The following is a 16,178-nucleotide window of genomic DNA, read 5'->3' as shown; positions in this document are numbered from 1 at the left end:
CCCAGGTGGGTGGCCGTTGGAGGCCCAGGCTGGTGGCCATCAGAAAGCCAGGCGTGTGGCCAGTGGTGTTCCCGGGGTGGGTGTCAGTTCAAGGGAACCACTCCCTTCCCGGCGAGTGCCTCGGCGAGGCGATGCGAGTCACCGGTGGTGGTCACGAGGCGAGCGTGATGCATGAGGCGATCGGTGCTCGCGCCCGCGAGAGTCTTCGGCATGATCGTGTCGAAGCCAAGGGTGAATGTTGCTGGTCACAGCGATGGACCGGCGTTCGTAGGCTGCGTCGATGATCCGGTAGAACGCCTTGGCGGCGTCTTCCCCGAGGGGCAGCAGGCCGGTGTCGTCGATGACGATGAGGTCCGCGCGGCAGATCCGGGCGACGGTCCGTGCGGTGGATCCGTCGACCTTCGATTTGCCGATCGCGGCGCTCAGCGTCTCCAGGGTGAACCAGGACACCCGTAGGTCCTTCTCGATCGCGGCCTGGGCAAGGCCCTCGGTGAAGTGGCTCTTGCCTGTCCCCGACGGGCCGGCGATCACCAAGTTCTCGGCGCGGCCGATCCACTCCAGGGTGATCAGGGAGTTCTGGGTGGGTTCGGGGATGGTGGAGTCCTCGGCTCGCCAGGAGCCCAGGGTCTTGCCGGTGGGGAAGTTCGCCGAGTGGCGACGAAGACGCCGGGTGGCGGCGTCGCGGCCGGTGACCTCCTCGGATATCAGCAGCCGCAACACCTCGGCGGGGTCCCAGCGTTGGGCTCGGGCGGTGACCAGGACGTCCGGGGCCGCTTTGCGCATGTAGGGCAGGCGCATGCGGCGCATGAGCTTGTCGAGCTCCTCGGGCAGGGCCGGGGCCTGGGGGAACGTCATGGTCGTTAATTCCTTCGTCGGTCAGGATTGGCGCCGATAGGCTCAACGGGTGATAGATATGCAGGTGCGTGGTGACAGCGGCGACGTCATAGCCCGGGCCGAGGGCGGGGTGGAGTGGACTTCCGCTTTCGGTGATCTGAATCCGGGGCTGTTCCCGATGCTCTGGGGCCTGATTCCCTATGGGGATGCGGTCTTCAACCATCGGCAGGTGTCGCTGCTGCTGGCGGAACTCGACCGGCTCCCGGCTGCCTGCGGCGGTGACTGGGCCGGGCAGGCTCGCGAGTTGTGCCAGGTCGTCGGGCAGGGGTCACACCGTTATCTGTGGTTTGTCGGCGACTGACCGCAGAGTCGTGCGTCAACTTCCCTGAAGTCGTTGCCTACTGGCCCAGGGCTTGCCAGCCGATGGTTCCGTTCTGGACGGAGTGGGACTCGTCGGCGCGGACGACCTCGCCAGCGGGCTTGCTGTCGGCGATGTGTCCCAGGATCGAGAGCAGGTCGTCGGCGAAGCGTCCGGCCGTGGCCGCCAGACCGAGGGCCTGGTCGACTTTGTCGTTGCCCAGGACGGTGGCCAGTTCGACCGCGCGGGCCATCTTGGCGCGGATGCGGACCGCGCCGGCGGGGCCGGCTTCCTTGAGTCAGCGCCCGGCCCCGCCGCCGATGCCTATGAACGCGATCTCCGCTTCCGAGCGGGGCTGCAGCCTCGGCTGGTGGATGCTGCGGCCGTCGGGATGGTCGGGGTAGTGCTCGTCGATGATCTGTGGAACACCCGGGGTGGAAAGCTGGTGGCGCCAAATCTCCGACATGTCACCGGAGTTGGTGCGGGCGGTGATGGAGAGTTCCTCGCCGAGCACCCGGCACCACACCTTGGCACCGGTATAGCCCGGCGGGGTCGAGTAGCGCACCGAGTTGAAGCTGATGGTGCGGTCCGAGCCGACCAGTCTCTCCTCGCCCAGTGCGAGCGCGAGCGGCTCGATGGGCAGGACATGCAGCGTGGTGCGTTCGATGTCCAGACGGTCGACGGGTATCTGCCCGGTCGCCCGGTGACGGCGTGAGTTCACCGCATCGCACCAGGTCAGGCAGGCATCGGCGAGCTCGGCGAAGGTGTCGTAGGCGGCCAGCAGGTTCGCATCTGTGGGCACCAGGTCGGCCTTCGCGATGCGGACCGTGGCCTCCGCGCCGCCCTTCGATTCGGGGTCGTAGGGCACGCAACTGACCACCTGGCAGCCGTAGTGCCGGCCCGCGGCGACCATCTGCGGATGACGTACCGGGATCCCGGCGATGCGCTCGACGGTGACCGTCTTCGCGTTGTCGGTCAGTACATACGTCGGCGCCCCGCCGATCCGCCTGAGTGTGGTGTCCAGCAGGCCACCAAAGTGCCCAGCGTGCAGTCCCAGACCGGGATCACCACCCGGAACCGCGACCAGGACAGCCATGCGCAGAACAGCCAGGTCCGACGCCCCGCAATGCGCGGCCCCTCGCCCCAGTCGAACTGCAGCCACCGGCCCGGCTCGGGAATCCACGGCCGGTACGTTCGTCGCTTGCCCGCCTTCCACGCGGTCTTTGCCGTGTTCACCGCCCGTCGCGTCGAGCGTTCGCTGCCCCGGTAGCCCATCTTCACGAGCTTGTCGTGGACCACATCGGCGCGGATCGTCGCCTTCGACTGCTCGACCCACTCCTCGACCTTCTCCAGGAACGCGTCGATCACCTTCGGCCGCGGCTCTCGCTCATAGGGATTGCGCCCGCCGTTGCGGGCGTCGACATACCGCTTGACCGTCTTCGGGTCGTGCCCCGTCAAGGTCGCCGCGGACCAGACCGTCCCGGTCAGGTCGTACGCCTCAAGGATTTCCATGATCTCCGTGTCAGACTTCGTCACAGGACCTCTCCGGCCGGTAGCTGATGCGTGCAAACACCAGCAAATGGTCGGAGGGGTCTCCTCCAGTTAAGGAAGTGATCAGGAACACCACTGGTCAGACGGCCATCCACCTGGAATTCCGGTGGCCATCAGCCTGGACTCGGCTGGCCGCACAACTGGACTTTGCCACGGCCGCCGTCAGAAGTGGCCCGTGCGTCCCGCCTTGGTGGTCTGGCCTCGTGGCCGGCGGACGATGCCCCAGTCGGCGAGGGCCCAGCGGCCGTCGAAGTAGAGGATGTTGGAGGGCTTGATGTCGCGGTGCAGCCAGTCGTGCTCGTGCGCGGCGGCCAGCACCGATGCCAGGGCGTGGACCAGGGCGCGCAGCTCGGCCGGTTCCCGCAGCAGCTCCTGGCGTTGGACGGCGGTCGCATCCGCCCAGGGCATCACGAACCACGTGTGGTCGGCGCCGGAGTCGAGAACCGGCATGGCGTGGGGATGCCCGTCCAGCAGCCGGCCGATCTCGATCTCCCGCCGCATGCGGGCACCTGGCGCTCCGCCGGGTACTTGCTGTGCAGCTTCCTCAGCGCCACGGTCGTGCCGGTGGGCTTGTGTACCGCCTCGAACACGTCCGCCTGGCCCCCGTCCGGAACTGGCATACGCGGGCAGGCGTAGTCCTTGCGCTCGCCGCGAGCGGCACGGCGGACCGCGGCCCAGCCGTCCCGGCCGGACGGTGCGGAGGGCGTCCCGGCCGGGGGAGCGGGGTGTTCGGTGCGGGGGCGTGCTGGTATCCGGCGGGCCTCGTAGACCGGGTAGCCGCTGACCGTGCGGGCCTCGGCGAGCTCGTAGCCGTCGGGGGCCAGATGGCCGTTGACCAGTGCCAGCAGCCGCTGGACCTCGCTGGAGTCCGTCCGCACGGCGGGGTGGATCATCTCCGCCAGGAAGCGCAGCAGGACCTCGTCGGCGCCGTCGGACAGTCCGAAGCGGTCGTCGCCGAAGACCCAGTCGTCGTCCCAGTCCTCGGGGTTGTTGTAGCGGTGCTGGACGATGTCGCCCTCGGCCGAGGCGAACCGCGGGTCATGACTCTTCAGACGGTCCAGGTCGTACAGCCTGCGCAGGAAGGTGACCTCGTCCAGGCTTCCCGACCAGCTCGTCCCCGTGTTGCGCAGCGCGTCGAACAGGTGCCGCCGGGTGACCTCGGTGATGTCCGCCGAGGAACCTGCGGGTATGCCGACGCCCCGGAAACGGCCCGCGACGGTGTCGGCGGAAACAGACCGGAGCAGGGACGTACCCATCACGTTCTCGGTGCGGGCACGGGAGAAGAGGTCCAGATCGAAGCAGACATCGTGAAGAGCCCGCAGCACGGTGTGCTGCAGCGCGCCACCCAGCTCGCGCAGCCGTTCGTAGTAGGTGTCCCGCAGCCCGAGCGAGAAGAAGCTCCCGTCCAGGGTCTCGAAGTCGTCCGGCAGCGGAGTCCTGGCCGGCGCGGCCATGCCGAACCGGCCGATCTTGACCCCGCCGATTTCCCTGATTTCGCCGCGCGGATCAACACAGAGCAGCTGGAAAGTCGTCTTGAAGCTGTAGTCGTCCCAGTCGTCCCGGACCAGGAAGGCCTGCCCCGGTGCGGGGGAGACAGGCCGCCCGCCGACGGGCAGGACAGTGAACTGCACGGTTCCTCCGGAAGGCCCTCGGCCTGCGGCCGGGTGTGTCAGAAAAGAGAATCCCACCAGCCCTGTGTCGGGCGGTGCTGTTCCCGGCGAAGTGGCGCCGGGCCTTTCCCGGCTGTCAGGCCGAGGCTCGTCAGACCTGGGCCGACGCGACAGGTGGCCGCCGCCTACTGGTCGGGGTGGACGGCCTGGACGCCGGTGCCCGCATACGCCTTGGGCGTCAGGGTGAGCAGGTACCGGCCGCCGGGGTGGGCGGGGGAGGGGCGGGCGGCGTGGATGGCGTGGACGGCGGCGAAGGAGTGCCCGAAGCGCAGCAGTTCGGTGGCGGTGACGGCGGCGTCGGTGTCGAAGGCTTCGATCCGGATGTACCGCAGGCCCTTGATGTAGCCGAGCAGGCCGGGCCGCTCGGCGTCGCCGGCCGTCAGCGACAGCACCGGCGCGTACAGCTCGCCGAGCCCGCCGGAGGCCTGCACGTAGAACGCGGCGACCGCTTCGTTGAAGGGGTCCTTCGGGTCGTACAGCGCGCCCGCGGTCGTGTGGTCCAGGACGACCGCGATCCCCGCCACTACGCGGCCGCCCGCGGGCCGTGGGAGGAGGCGCCCAGGCGCTCCAGCAGCGCGCGGGCCTTCGCCTCGGCCTCCGGGCTCGGCGCGCTGCCGAGGGCGGAGGCGAGCTCGATCCGGGCGAGCTCGGCCCGCTCGGCGTACTCGGCCTGGGTGGGGGTGCTCTGCGCGAGGTTCTCGACCAGGTGGCGGATGGTGGTGCCGTGCTCGGCCGCCAGCTGCGCGAGCCGGTCGCGCGCGGCAGTGCTCACCTTGATGCTCGTCTCGTCTGCTGCCATACCCCGACTCTACCGCCTTCCTCTACCGCTGGTAGAGGGAGACGTCTGCGTGGCAGTGCGTGGTGGCGGTTGCCCGCCAGTACTGCGGAGCTTTGGGCAAGCAGGCCAACTGCCAGGTCGCGGTGAGCGTGCACGCGGTCTCCGACACCGCGTCCTGTCCGCTGCAGTGGCGCCTGTTCGTGCCCCAGGAGTGGGCGGACGATCCGGGCCGTCGGCGCAAGACGGGGATCCCGGACGAGGTCGGGCACCGGGAGAAGTGGCGCCTGGCCCTGGACACGATTGATGAGCTGGCCGGGTGGGGTCTGGTGCCGCCGGTGCTGGTGGCCGACGCCGGCTACGGACAGAACGCCGACTTCCGCGACGGACTGGAACGTCGCAGCATCGACTACGTGGTGGCCATCCGTTCGGACGTGACCGTTCACCCGCATGATGCGATGCCCACGGCTCCCGCCTGGTCGGGAAACGGCCGCAAGCCGCAGCCCCGCTACCGCGACCAGCCGTCCCCGGTCGACGTACTCGCGGCCGGCCACGGGCGGCAGGCGTTCACCGAGGTCACCTGGCGGGAAGGCTCCCGCGGGCCGATGCGCTCATGCTTTCTGGCCGCGCGGGTGCGGCCGGCCGGCGTCCGAGCCCGCCGCCTGGCCCAGGCCGCCACCACCGAAGACGGCCACTGGGACGGTGTCCTGCCCGAGGTCACCCTGCTGGCCGAGTGGCCCGAAGACGCCGAAGCACCCACCGACTACCGGCTGTCCAGCCTGCCCGCCGGCACCCCGCTTGCTGAACTGGTCCGACTGGCCAAGATCCGCTGGCGCATCGAGCACGACTACCGCGAACTCAAACACGGCCTCGGCCTGGACCACTTCGAGGGCCGCTCCTGGAACGGCTGGCACCACCACGTCACCCTGGTCACCGCCGCCCATGCCGTCCTCACCGAACAGCGTCTGGCCCCAAAAGCCGATACACCGGACTTACTCTCTACCAGATCCTCGACACCATCCAAGACCTGTTGAACTGCTGGACCGGCACCTGCACCACATGCCACCGCCCCCTGCCCAGAACACCCGCCACCAGCCCAAACTCAAGAGCCAGAGCAACCTAACGGAGTCCTACTAGTCCAGTCCGGCGTAGGCGATGCTGAGGACCGTGATGGTGCTTCCATGGGCGCCCAGCGCGCACGATCTCAGCCAGCGACAGGCCACAGACCACCCCCATCACGATGCCGGACCACGCCCCCGCCAGGGAGCCGATGATCACGCGTCGTCGTGCGAAGGAGGGGCGCCAACGGCGCCACGCTCCTGACAGCCCCGGCCCTTCTCGACGATCCCTCACCTCCTGAACCGAGTTGGCCACCGGCGCCGGAGGAGTGGAACGACCGTGCGGCTGGCCGCGACCGCCCTTTCCCCCCGTGCGCCGACGGTCCCTCCTGCCCGTGAACGGTGGGATGAACCCGGGCGCATGGTGGCAGGCTTCCCTGACGTTCAGATTGATCACTGGTGCCTGAAACCCGTGCACCGTCAGAGAAGGAGCACTCTTGGGATTCATCGCCAAGCTGTTAGGCAAGCCGCCCTACAGCGACTGGCCCGCGAGCTACGACAGTTTCCGCGGTGACATGGCCAAGGCCGCAGGCCTGGGGGTGGCACGCATCCGCTGCCACCGCAACACCTGGGCCTACCTGCTGGACAACGTCCCCAAGGACAGCGAGACGATCATCACCGGTCGCGAACGAGGGCAGAACAGCGCGTTCAGGCCCCCGGCGCAGGACGAGGTCACCACCGAGGAGGACGCGATGGTCACGGTGCCGCTGTCCGGTACGACCCTCGCCGCCGTGCTCAGCTGGTGCCGCAACATCCAGCCGAACACTCTGAGCAGCCCTGGACCGAACTGGACCGCTCGATCGGACGCCGTGTCGGCGCCGTGATCTCCCAGGCTCTGGACAACATCGTCCCCTCCAACGGCGCGGACGGGCCGACGGCCGTCATCTACCTCGACGACCGCGTCACCGCCAAGGACACCACCCCTTACCCCCTCAAGTACCCGCTCTGCCCCAGAGCAAGGCACGCCTGGGGCAGAGCGGCCCGGCGGCCGAAAAGACCGGCGCCGGGCTTGACGCGGTGCCCAGGGCGGCGATGCCTGCGGACCGGCGTGGACGCCCGAGACCACCCGGGGACACGGGGAGGCAGCACAAACCCCAGATGCGCTTTCCGACCTGGGCCGCGCACAGTCCGCTACCACTCCTGCCCTCAGGCTTCTACCGTGGCCGGTCATGAGCACGCGCGACTTCAACGGCGCCTACCTACTGCCCCTCTTCGGCGAGGTCGAGCAGGCCCGCACGGACGGCGCCTACCGGCAGCTGCCCGCCCCCGACTCGGCCAGCAGCCTGGCCACCGACGACGCACCGCTTGGCGCCTACGCGGCCGCTCACCTGATCCGGGCCTCCTACACCGCGGGCCTGGCCCACGCCGACGCGCTGCGCCGCCTGACGGTGGCCGGTGAAATCGACCCCACCAGCCCTGGACCCTGCTGCGCGGCGCCCTGGAGAACTTCGCCACCGGCCTGTGGCTCCTGGACGGCGCGGGCCGGGCCGAACGACGGCGCCGCGCGCTGTCGCTGTGGGACGAGGACATGCGCAACCGTCACCAGCACGAACAGGACACCGGCCACACCCCCACCGGCGACGGCATGAGCGGAGCGCAGCGCCGGGCAGAGATCCGCGGCATCGCCGACCACCTCGCCCTGGCCCCGCTCACCACCCCCAGGACTCACCAGATCCTCCTCACCGCCGCACCCGTCGCGGGCCTCACCGCGGTCAAGGTGGGCGCCGCCTGGCGGGCGGCCTCCGGCTTCGCCCACGGCCGCTACTGGCCCAACCTGCGCGCCTCCCAGCCCCGCGCCGCGATACCGGGAGCCGACGGCGTCCACACCCTCGCTCTGGTCATCGACGAGGACCAGCACCGGCCACTGGCCGAGTACTGCCGCATCATGCTCCGCCGACTGCAGGAGCATTACCACGCCCGCGCCCAGGCCCGCTGACCCCCGGCGAGCGACCGTGCCTCCAGAGCCCGGCCCCTTCGCACCGGTGCGGCTGCCGAACAAAGATCTGCTGAGAGCGCGGCCGGGACCGACCGGAAGATGGGCGACGCCGTCGGCGGCGCAGCCGATGAACTCAGCGCTCATGTACGCCACGTTCATCTGGCCGGCCCTCGAGACCGGTCGCACCGAAGGGGCCCCAGGCGGCTGGCCACAGCAGCATCGGGACGAACGTCCCGAGACAGGAGAACGCAGCCACAGTCTCCAAGATTCCTCACAGCTCTCATCCACCCGCTCCCCGGGCCGTTGTGGTCTGCTTCCGCAGGGCACCTGTGCACGTTTCGATGACGCCGGCTGCGCCGCTCTCTTCTCCAGGGAGCTGGAAGAGGCCCGGCGTGACGCTCGTAGGATGCCTGCATGCCCAAGCCGTTACGGATGAGCCGCCGCACGTGGGTTGCCGCGGGGGTCGTGCTGTGCGTGGCCGGTATCGCTGCCGCCGCCGCACTGAACGCCTTCCCGGCGCCCGACCGGCAGCCCGAGAAACCCGTCAGCGCCGAGTGCGCCGAGTACATCGCCGGCATCGAGACGCAGTTGGCCAAGGCCAAGAGGGAAGGCAACGACGACGGCGTGCTGTCCTTCACGCGAACCCGGGTCGGCGCGGACGACTGCAGCGATGAGATTCGTGACCACTTCAGCGGCGACCGGTGAGCCGCCGTACAGGGCCTGCCGTGCCAGCGGTGCTGATCTGCGCCGGCGCCGTGGTACTCCTGCCGTGAGCGAGGCGACGGAACCACAGCCGCAGTCCACTCCGCCGCGGGTGCACTCCCCCTGGCTGGCGGCTGGCATCAAGCCGATGCCTGCGGGCGACGCCCGGTGCGACAGCCGTTGAAGAACCACTGAGTGAGCGTTTTCAGGCTGGCCACCGATCGGGTGATGGCCTCGGTGCCCGCAACGGACAGGGCTCCCGTGCCGTTGGGTGAGGTGTTCGAAGTCTCGACCTGTCGGCCCAGGAGCCCTGTTGGTTCCCTGTCCTGCCGCACTCGACCTGCCTCATGCGCTGGTCGAGTGGGTCACGATGCTCATCGTCACCCGTGAGGGTGACCACCGCTGCAAGCTCCCGCCGCACCAGCGTGCCCTCGTCGCTCTCGCCTACCTGCGCAAGCACAACACCCTCGCCCAGATCGCCGCCGGATTCGGCATATCCATCGGCACCGCCCACGCCTACACCACCGCGGTCGTGCGGCTGCTGGCCGACCGGGCGCCGGGCCTGCTCAAGACCCTGCGCGAGCACGACCCCGACTACATCCTCCTGGACGGCACCCTCAGCGAGTGCGACCGCGTGGGCGACGGACGCACCGACTACTCCCACAAACACCGACGCCACGGCGTGAACGTCCAGGTCGTCACCGATCCCGAAGGCCGGCTGCTGTGGATCTCGCCGGCCCTGCCGGGCCGAGCCCACGACCTGACCGCCGCACGCACCCACCGCATCATCCGGATCTGCGAACGCCAGGGCGTCCCCATCGTCGCCGACCGCGCCTACATCGGAGCCGGCTCCTGGGTCACCACCGCCATCCGCCGCCCGCCAGGCGGCGAACTCACACCGACGAGCGGACGCTGAACCGCGCACTCGCCCACGCCCGCGCCCCCGTCGAACGAGGCGTCGCCCGCCTGAAATCCTGGCGCATCTTCCACCGGAGTCGCTGCAGCCCGAACCGCATGACGGTCATCGCCGCCGCGGTCCTCACCCTGGAGAGGCAACGCTGAAAACGTTCAATGAGCCGGTCACCGTCACTCCCCCGTCCGCCGGGGACACCACGGACCTGGGCGCCCTGCTGGACGCACAGACCGGCTGACCTTGTCCTTCCTTCCAGGCGCCCCGGCGTTGGCACCGAGGCCGGCACCGTCGGCACGGCGCATCGAGTGCAGCGCCGAGCTCCCTGCCTCGAGCCTCGACCTGCCTCAACGCGCGGGAACATTTCGACCGAGTTCGAAACGTTGGGCTGTGCCGGATTTGCGGCCGTAGAGTCGGCGTTTGTGGTGTGGTTCACGGCCGCACCCTGCCCTCGCCGCTTCTCCACAGAACTGGAGTGTTCTGATGCAGCCCACCCACCTCGCCCGCGGCCTCGCTTCGGCGGGCGCGACGGCCGTATTGCTCATGGGTCTCGCCGTAGGGTCCGCAAGTGCTGCGGTGCCGGCCCGTCCAGCAGGACCTCAGAACGTCTGCTTCGAGCGCGAGACGTGCTGGGTCACCGCAAACAACGTCATTTACAGGGTTTCCCCCGGTGGTACCCCGTTAGGGCAGGTGAACCGGGGTCAGGGATTCGACACCGTCGAATACCGCGACGGCTGGTTCCGAGGAAATCTGTGGGGCGGAAGGGCCAACGTCTGGATCTACGCGGACTACCTCGACTCGACCCGTCCCTGACCCGCCGACGAATTGCACGGCCTAAAACCATCGCCGTCACATGAAGGTTCGGGCTGTCCGCAAGATGCATCGCGGGTGGACCGAGTCCCTTGCGTTCGCGAGGACTTCGTCCAGAACCTTGATCACCGGGTACCGGTGTGGTGAGGCTTGGCGGCCAACGGCCCAACTGCCCTGTACCGCTGGCGGCCGGCGCCTACGTCGCTCGGCGCCAAGGCTGTTCGATCACGGTTGAAGAGCTTTGCCGGAAGCCAGCCACAAAGGATGGGGAGCGCCGACGCGGCGGACTCCCACACAAGGACGGACATCGGTTGTCTGTCAGAAAGCGTCGTCTGCCGGCCGATGATGATGCGGCCGGCACTCAACTGGGAATAGAGGTCTGATGATCAGGAAATGGATTGCCGGCGCTGCGGCTGGTGCAGCATTGGTGTTGAGCGGGAGCATGGCGGTCGGCCAAGCCGACGCCGCACCCGCGTCGCCTGCCGCGGGATGGGACCGCTGCCCGGCCGGGAACTTCTGCATCTTCGACGGTCCCAACGGGACCGGCGGGATGGCATGGTTCCAGTCGGGCTCCGCGGATCTGCGGGGCCAGGGAATGGACAACCGCACGACCTCGTACTGGAATCGCTCGTCCAGCACCTTCACCATGTATGACGGTTACAACTACACGGGCGAGGACGCCTGCATCACGGCGAACTCAGGCCCGTGGACGATCACAGGGCACTACGACAACGTAGCCAGTTCGGTGAAGGCCACCCCCGGACGTACGTGCCCCCTCTGAGGTATCTCGGACACTCCTTGCATCCCGGGAATTGAGCCGACTGGGGGCGGTGGCGGGTCCGGCATGGAGGTACCTTCCGGACCCGCCACCTTTCGGGCTGAGCTGGGGGCTCGGCAGCAGAATTCGTCAGCTCAGGGAGTGCCCGGCAGGAGGCCTGGCCGACCGCGTCATTGAGCGCTTTCAGCGTTGCTTCTCCAGGGTGAGGACCGCGGCGGCGATGACCGTCATGCGGTTCGGGCTGCAGCGGCTTCGGCGGAAGATGCGCCAGGATTTCAGGCGGGCGACGCCTCGTTCGACGGGGGCGCGGGTCTGGGCGAGTGCGCGGTTCAGCGTCCGTTCGGTCGGTGTGAGTTCGCCGCCTGGCGGGCGGCGGATGGCGGTGGTGACCCAGGAGCCGGCTCCGATGTAGGCGCGGTCGGCGACGACGGGGACGCCCTGGCGTTCGCAGATCCGGATGATGCGGTGGGTGCGTGCGGCGGTCAGGTCGTGGGCTCGGCCCGGCAGGGCCGGCGAGATCCACAGCAGCCGGCCTTCGGGATCGGTGACGACCTGGACGTTCACGCCGTGGCGTCGGTGTTTGTGGGAGTAGTCGGTGCGTCCGTCGCCCACGCGGTCGCACTCGCTGAGGGTGCCGTCCAGGAGGATGTAGTCGGGGTCGTGCTCGCGCAGGGTCTTGAGCAGGCCCGGCGCCCGGTCGGCCAGCAGCCGCACGACCGCGGTCGTGTGGTCCAGGACGACCGCGATCCCCGCCACTACGCGGCCGCCCGCGGGCCGTGGGAGGAGGCGCCCGGGCGCTCCAGCAGCGCGCGGGCCTTCGCCTCGGCCTCCGGGCTCGGCGCGCTGCCGAGGGCGGAGGCGAGCTCGGCGCGGGCCAGCTCGGCCCGCTCCGCGTACTCCGCCTACGTCGGCGTGCTCTGTGCGAGCTCCTCGACCAGGTGGCGGATGGTGGTGCCGTGCTCCGCGGCCAGCTGCGCGAGCCGGTCGCGCGCGGCCGTGCTCACCTTGATGCTCGTCTAGCCTCCGTCTGCAAGCGCAACACCACCTCGCAACCCGGAGCTGTCGTAGCGGACAACCGGCATTCGAGCGGGAGGATCGAGGCCGGCGCTCCCACTCAACTGCCACGACCGCCCCCGCCCGCGATGCTCCTGCAGGCGGGTGGTCCCGCCCGGCGCTGACGGCCTTGCGTGAAGCGCAGTGCCGTGCACGTGTACTACCCGCTGCACGCCACCCCTTACCCGCCCGCCACTTCGTCCGTGGCCGGTCCGATCCGGCTGGGCGATCGAACTGCTGAGTGGCTGTCGGGGACCTTGGTGTCACCCGGCAAGCAATCCCTTGCCTTCGATCATCCACTGACCTCGTCGATGTCGAAGCCGATGGACTTCAGGAAGTCGGGCGCGGTACGCGCGCTGAGCTGCCGGCCGCGGCCGATGCCGATGCCGTCGGGCCGGCCCGACGGCATCAGCCAGGGGGGCACTGCACATACCACCATGATCTCGGACTGGCTCTGATCCCTACCCCGGCCGAGACTGGACGCAGATTCAACGGGACGCGACACAGGAGATAAATCCGATGAAGGTCAACAGCACCGCCCCTTCCTCCCTCGATGAGGAAATCCGTACGCGGATGCAGGACTGGAAGGAAGCTTTCGAATCGAAGGACGTCGATTCCATCATGTCGTTCTACGCGCCCGAGGGCTTCACCGCATTCGACTTGATGCCCCCCTTCCAGTTCGAAGGGGGCGAGATGTGGCGGAATAACTGGGTGAACTTCTACGAGTCGTTCGACGGCCCGATAGAGCTGCAACTGGCCGACCTTCGTGTCTATGCGCAGGCCGACCTCGCGATCGCGCGATGCGCCGTCCGGCTGGCCGGAACGATGTTCGGGCATCACATGGACTCGTGGGTGCGCACGACCAACTGCTTCCAGCGTATCGAGGGAGAATGGCTGATGATTCACGATCACGTTTCATGGCCCATCGACTTCGCCACCGACAAGGCCTTGAAGGACCTGACCCCCGCAGGGGCTGGCCGATGAGCAGCCTGAACGCTGACGAGATCCTCGACAACGTGGCCCGCTCTTTCGTCAATCCGCTGCGTTCCCCTGTGGCGAGGGATCCCTCGCACGTCGGCCTCGACTACGAGAGCGTCACCTTCCCGTCCCTAGACGGGGTCCCCCTCGAAGGATGGTTCATTCCGGCTGACAGCGATGACGTCGTCGTCCTGAACCATCCCATGGGTTTCAGCCGTGCCGGTCAGCCGACCCACCTGGAGCCGTGGCAGTCGATCTGGGGTCCCAGCGGCAATGGAATGGAAGTCGATTTCCTGCCCGACTACGCCATCCTGCACGAGGCCGGATACAACGTACTCACGTACGACCTGCGCAACTTCGGTTTGAGCGGTGCCGCCAACGGGGGCGCGGTGACCAGCGGACTGTTCGAGGCGCGTGATGTGGTGGGCTCCCTGCGATACCTTCGCGCCCGGGCGGACACGGCGTCGATGCGAGTGGCCCTCTTCAGTCGCTGCCTCGGTGCGAACGCCACGTTCGCGGCCATGCGGCAAGCACCGGAGGATTTTGACGAAGTCTGCTGTCTCGTCGCCTGTCAGCCGGTCTCCGACCTGGTCATCATGGGACGCCTGCTGGAGATCCTCGGCCTCGGGAAACAACACCTTCCCGAGCTGGATCACCGCGTCATGCTGGGAACGTCCCTCCCCTTCGCGGCTCGCCCCGATACGAGCTGGGCGCAATACGTCAGTGTTCCCACCTATCTGTACGCTGTCCGCCAGGACTCCCTGACCGAGCCGCACGACATCGAGACCGCGTTTGCCATGCTCGATACCAGCGACAAGGAGCTGCAGTGGGTCGAGGACACACGCCGACGGTGGGACGGTTATCTTGAGTTCCAGCGCCGCCCGCAGCCCGTCCTTGACTGGCTGCACGCGCACATGAGGACCCAACTGTAACCAGCTATCAGTTGTAATGGAGACCGGCCCTGACGCACGAGAATACGGACGAACTGGGCACGTTCCTGCGCGCATGCCGTGAGCGGTTGCAGATCGACCCGCATTCCGGGCGAGCGTCGTCCACACGACGCACGCCCGGAATGCGGAGAGCTGAGGTCGCGGTCACCGCCAACATCAGCGTGGAGTGGTATTCGCGACTGGAGCAAGGGCGGGGCGGACGCCCGTCGATCCACGTCCTGGAAGCGATCTGCGAGGCCCTGCGACTGAAGCCGAAGGAGCGGGAACACGCCTTCCTGCTCGCCTACGGCACAATCGGCGCCTCCCACCAGGAACTGAGCCCTGCCGAGAGACGCAAGCTGCGTGTGGTGCTCGACGCGCTGGAACCCTGCCCTGCGTATCTGAAGTCCCCGTCATGGGACATCCTCGAATGGAACGCCGCCGCAGCACGCGTTCTGACGGATTACGCGGCACTGCCCGCCGCGGAACGCAACGTGCTCCGCATCCTGTTCACGCATTCCGAGTCCCGCAGGCGAATCCGGGACTGGCCCACCGAGGCGAAGCTGGCCGTTGCGACGTTCCGTTCCGAACTGGTCCGCTGGGAAGAACGCTCCCCGCGGGTGCAGACGCTGATCCATGACCTGCGTACCACCTCGCCGGATTTCGACGAAATATGGCGACGCAACGAAGTCGGACACCTGGGGGAGGGAACGAAGACCATCCTCATGCCCGACGGATCAGAGACAACCATGCAGTACACATCGTTCAACATCGACGCCCACCCAGGGACGGGCCTGGTGGTGTACACGCCGGTGACCGATGCAACACCCCTGTCCCCTAACCTCGGCCTTTCATGACGGTCCGCCAACGGAGTTGGCGGACCGTTTCGTGCTCTGTGCCTGCTGATGGGTAGGGAGTGTCTAAGATCGTGTCCTACGTGGTGTGTCGAGCGAGTCGCTTGTAGCAGCAGAGGGCGGCTGCGAGGCCGAGGAAGGCCAGGTAGTTGCGGGGGTGGCGTTCGTAGCGGTGGTTGAGTCGGCGGTAGCCGGTCAGCCAGGACATGGTCCGCTCGATGACCCATCTGCGGCGGCCTAACCGTTCGCTGGACTCGACTCCCTTGCGGGCGATGCGCACGCCGATGTGTTTGCCCCAGAGCCATTTCCTCAGGTGAGGTACGTCGTATGCCTTGTCGGCGTGCAGGCGCTGGGGCTTGAAGTAGCGGCCGCGGTGGGGGTCGTGTCTCGTTTGGTGACCGGCGACCATGGGTTTCAGCGCGAGGCTGTCGTGGGTGTTCGCGGCGGAGAGGCCGACGAGGAGGGGCAGTCCGTTCGCGTCGGACAGGATGTGCATCTTGGAACCCGGCTTGCCCCGGTCCACGGGGCTCGGACCTGTGAGTTCGCCCCTTTTTTAGCCCTCACGTGGGCGGAATCGAGAACGGCACGGGACAGGTCGAGCAGGCTGGCATCGTCCAGGCGGTGCAGGATCTCCTCGTGCAACCGTCCCCAGACGCCAGCTCTGGACCAGATCAGGAACCTGCGGTGGGCTGTGGACTTCGATATCCCGAAGCACGGGGGCAGCGCCCGCCAGGCGCACCCGGACACCAGCACGTAGATGATCGCCGCGAACAGCGTCTCATCAGGCGTGTCCTGCGTCCCGCCGCCCTGCGGCCGCGCCTTCGACGGCGGGTTCAGCGGCTCCGCGATCTCCCACAGCCCGTCCGGAACAATCCAACTCCACTTACCCCGCCCCATGACGAGCCCAACGAGCCAGCACCAC

16 protein-coding genes and 5 pseudogenes are annotated in these 16,178 nt (G+C 68.3%); 12 read left to right on the top strand and 9 right to left on the bottom strand.

The window, feature by feature from the left end:
* Window positions 1-138: 138 nt before the first annotated feature.
* Window positions 139-855, bottom strand: a complete 717-nt coding sequence (locus tag QFZ64_RS00545; RefSeq protein ID WP_307061132.1) for an ATP-binding protein — start codon at window positions 853-855, stop codon at window positions 139-141.
* A gap of 58 nt (window positions 856-913) precedes the next feature.
* Here QFZ64_RS00545 and QFZ64_RS00540 point away from each other — a divergent pair, with 58 nt between their 5' ends.
* Complete coding sequence (locus QFZ64_RS00540; RefSeq protein WP_307061732.1) at window positions 914-1,195, top strand: hypothetical protein; 282 nt, start codon at window positions 914-916, stop codon at window positions 1,193-1,195.
* A gap of 37 nt (window positions 1,196-1,232) precedes the next feature.
* On the opposite strand, the pseudogene istA reads toward QFZ64_RS00540, so the two are convergent.
* The 5 genes and pseudogenes from istA to QFZ64_RS00510 all read right to left on the bottom strand — a co-directional run bounded on the left by istA (window position 1,233) and on the right by QFZ64_RS00510 (window position 5,212).
* Window positions 1,233-2,704 (bottom strand): annotated as a pseudogene (istA, locus tag QFZ64_RS35210) (IS21 family transposase).
* 201 nt (window positions 2,705-2,905) lie between these two features.
* The gene (locus QFZ64_RS00525) at window positions 2,906-3,373 is read right to left on the bottom strand and encodes a hypothetical protein (protein ID WP_307061730.1); all 468 of its coding nucleotides are present in this window, start codon (window positions 3,371-3,373) and stop codon (window positions 2,906-2,908) included.
* Window positions 3,374-3,543: 170 nt separating this feature from the next.
* Window positions 3,544-3,999: pseudogene (locus QFZ64_RS00520) on the bottom strand (serine/threonine protein kinase); the annotation flags it as partial.
* Window positions 4,000-4,538: 539 nt separating this feature from the next.
* Complete coding sequence (locus tag QFZ64_RS00515; RefSeq protein WP_307061127.1) at window positions 4,539-4,937, bottom strand: hypothetical protein; 399 nt, start codon at window positions 4,935-4,937, stop codon at window positions 4,539-4,541.
* Window positions 4,937-5,212 (bottom strand): hypothetical protein, encoded by a 276-nt coding sequence (locus tag QFZ64_RS00510; protein WP_307061125.1) that lies wholly within the window; start codon window positions 5,210-5,212, stop codon window positions 4,937-4,939. The genes QFZ64_RS00515 and QFZ64_RS00510 overlap by 1 nt, the downstream gene beginning before the upstream one ends.
* Window positions 5,213-5,274: 62 nt before the next feature.
* Here QFZ64_RS00510 and QFZ64_RS00505 point away from each other — a divergent pair.
* The 8 genes and pseudogenes from QFZ64_RS00505 to QFZ64_RS00470 form a co-directional block, all read left to right on the top strand.
* Window positions 5,275-6,222: pseudogene (locus QFZ64_RS00505) on the top strand (IS701 family transposase); the annotation flags it as partial.
* A gap of 521 nt (window positions 6,223-6,743) precedes the next feature.
* Complete coding sequence (locus tag QFZ64_RS00500) at window positions 6,744-7,130, top strand: hypothetical protein (RefSeq protein ID WP_307061123.1); 387 nt, start codon at window positions 6,744-6,746, stop codon at window positions 7,128-7,130.
* Window positions 7,131-7,475: 345 nt separating this feature from the next.
* Window positions 7,476-7,895 carry a hypothetical protein gene (locus tag QFZ64_RS00495; RefSeq protein WP_307061121.1) on the top strand — a complete coding sequence of 140 codons (420 nt, stop codon included), beginning with the start codon at window positions 7,476-7,478 and terminating at the stop codon, window positions 7,893-7,895.
* Entirely contained in the window at window positions 7,892-8,242 is a 351-nt protein-coding gene (locus QFZ64_RS00490; RefSeq protein ID WP_307061119.1) for a hypothetical protein, read from the top strand. Before QFZ64_RS00495 ends, QFZ64_RS00490 begins: the two co-directional genes overlap by 4 nt.
* A gap of 414 nt (window positions 8,243-8,656) precedes the next feature.
* Window positions 8,657-8,947, top strand: coding sequence for a hypothetical protein (locus QFZ64_RS00485; RefSeq protein ID WP_307061117.1), 291 nt, complete (start codon window positions 8,657-8,659; stop codon window positions 8,945-8,947).
* A gap of 310 nt (window positions 8,948-9,257) precedes the next feature.
* Window positions 9,258-10,006 (top strand): annotated as a pseudogene (locus tag QFZ64_RS00480) (transposase family protein).
* Window positions 10,007-10,544: 538 nt separating this feature from the next.
* Complete coding sequence (locus QFZ64_RS00475; protein WP_307061116.1) at window positions 10,545-10,667, top strand: hypothetical protein; 123 nt, start codon at window positions 10,545-10,547, stop codon at window positions 10,665-10,667.
* Between the two features lie 379 nt (window positions 10,668-11,046).
* Entirely contained in the window at window positions 11,047-11,445 is a 399-nt protein-coding gene (locus QFZ64_RS00470; protein WP_307061114.1) for a peptidase inhibitor family I36 protein, read from the top strand.
* Between the two features lie 180 nt (window positions 11,446-11,625).
* Here QFZ64_RS00470 and QFZ64_RS00465 read toward each other — a convergent pair.
* Window positions 11,626-12,168, bottom strand: a pseudogene (locus QFZ64_RS00465) (transposase family protein); the annotation flags it as partial.
* A 619-nt stretch (window positions 12,169-12,787) separates the two neighbouring features.
* Entirely contained in the window at window positions 12,788-12,919 is a 132-nt protein-coding gene (locus QFZ64_RS00460) for a hypothetical protein (protein ID WP_307061112.1), read from the bottom strand.
* A gap of 95 nt (window positions 12,920-13,014) precedes the next feature.
* On the opposite strand from QFZ64_RS00460, the gene QFZ64_RS00455 reads away from it, so the two are divergent.
* From QFZ64_RS00455 to QFZ64_RS00445, 3 genes are read left to right on the top strand one after another with little or no spacing between them, the layout of a single operon-like run.
* Window positions 13,015-13,479: a nuclear transport factor 2 family protein gene (locus QFZ64_RS00455; protein ID WP_307061110.1), complete on the top strand. Its 465-nt coding sequence runs from the start codon at window positions 13,015-13,017 to the stop codon at window positions 13,477-13,479.
* Window positions 13,476-14,405: an alpha/beta hydrolase gene (locus QFZ64_RS00450; RefSeq protein WP_307061108.1), complete on the top strand. Its 930-nt coding sequence runs from the start codon at window positions 13,476-13,478 to the stop codon at window positions 14,403-14,405. The genes QFZ64_RS00455 and QFZ64_RS00450 overlap by 4 nt, the downstream gene beginning before the upstream one ends.
* Before the next feature lie 29 nt (window positions 14,406-14,434).
* Window positions 14,435-15,259: a helix-turn-helix transcriptional regulator gene (locus QFZ64_RS00445; RefSeq protein WP_307061728.1), complete on the top strand. Its 825-nt coding sequence runs from the start codon at window positions 14,435-14,437 to the stop codon at window positions 15,257-15,259.
* Window positions 15,260-15,335: 76 nt separating this feature from the next.
* Here the strand turns inward: QFZ64_RS00445 and QFZ64_RS00440 are convergent.
* Window positions 15,336-16,153, bottom strand: a protein-coding gene (locus QFZ64_RS00440) for an IS5 family transposase (RefSeq protein ID WP_307061106.1) whose coding sequence is annotated in 2 segments (ribosomal slippage) — window positions 15,336-15,805 and window positions 15,805-16,153 — 819 coding nt in all. Because the reading frame shifts where the segments join, the coding sequence is not laid out codon by codon here.
* Window positions 16,154-16,178 lie beyond the last annotated feature (25 nt).

Origin of the sequence: Streptomyces sp. B3I8 (genome assembly GCF_030816915.1) — a bacterium.
Lineage (GTDB): Bacteria > Actinomycetota > Actinomycetes > Streptomycetales > Streptomycetaceae > Streptomyces.
This window is presented reverse-complemented; position numbering and strand designations above follow the sequence as displayed.

Coding starts and splice junctions, on each gene's coding strand:
- QFZ64_RS00545 (WP_307061132.1), bottom strand. CDS start 855: ATGACGTTCCCCCAGGCCCCGGCCCTGCCCGAGGAGCTCGACAAGCTC.
- QFZ64_RS00540 (WP_307061732.1), top strand. CDS start 914: ATGCAGGTGCGTGGTGACAGCGGCGACGTCATAGCCCGGGCCGAGGGC.
- QFZ64_RS00510 (WP_307061125.1), bottom strand. CDS start 5,212: ATGGCAGCAGACGAGACGAGCATCAAGGTGAGCACTGCCGCGCGCGAC.
- QFZ64_RS00495 (WP_307061121.1), top strand. CDS start 7,476: ATGAGCACGCGCGACTTCAACGGCGCCTACCTACTGCCCCTCTTCGGC.
- QFZ64_RS00490 (WP_307061119.1), top strand. CDS start 7,892: ATGAGCGGAGCGCAGCGCCGGGCAGAGATCCGCGGCATCGCCGACCAC.
- QFZ64_RS00485 (WP_307061117.1), top strand. CDS start 8,657: ATGCCCAAGCCGTTACGGATGAGCCGCCGCACGTGGGTTGCCGCGGGG.
- QFZ64_RS00470 (WP_307061114.1), top strand. CDS start 11,047: ATGATCAGGAAATGGATTGCCGGCGCTGCGGCTGGTGCAGCATTGGTG.
- QFZ64_RS00455 (WP_307061110.1), top strand. CDS start 13,015: ATGAAGGTCAACAGCACCGCCCCTTCCTCCCTCGATGAGGAAATCCGT.
- QFZ64_RS00450 (WP_307061108.1), top strand. CDS start 13,476: ATGAGCAGCCTGAACGCTGACGAGATCCTCGACAACGTGGCCCGCTCT.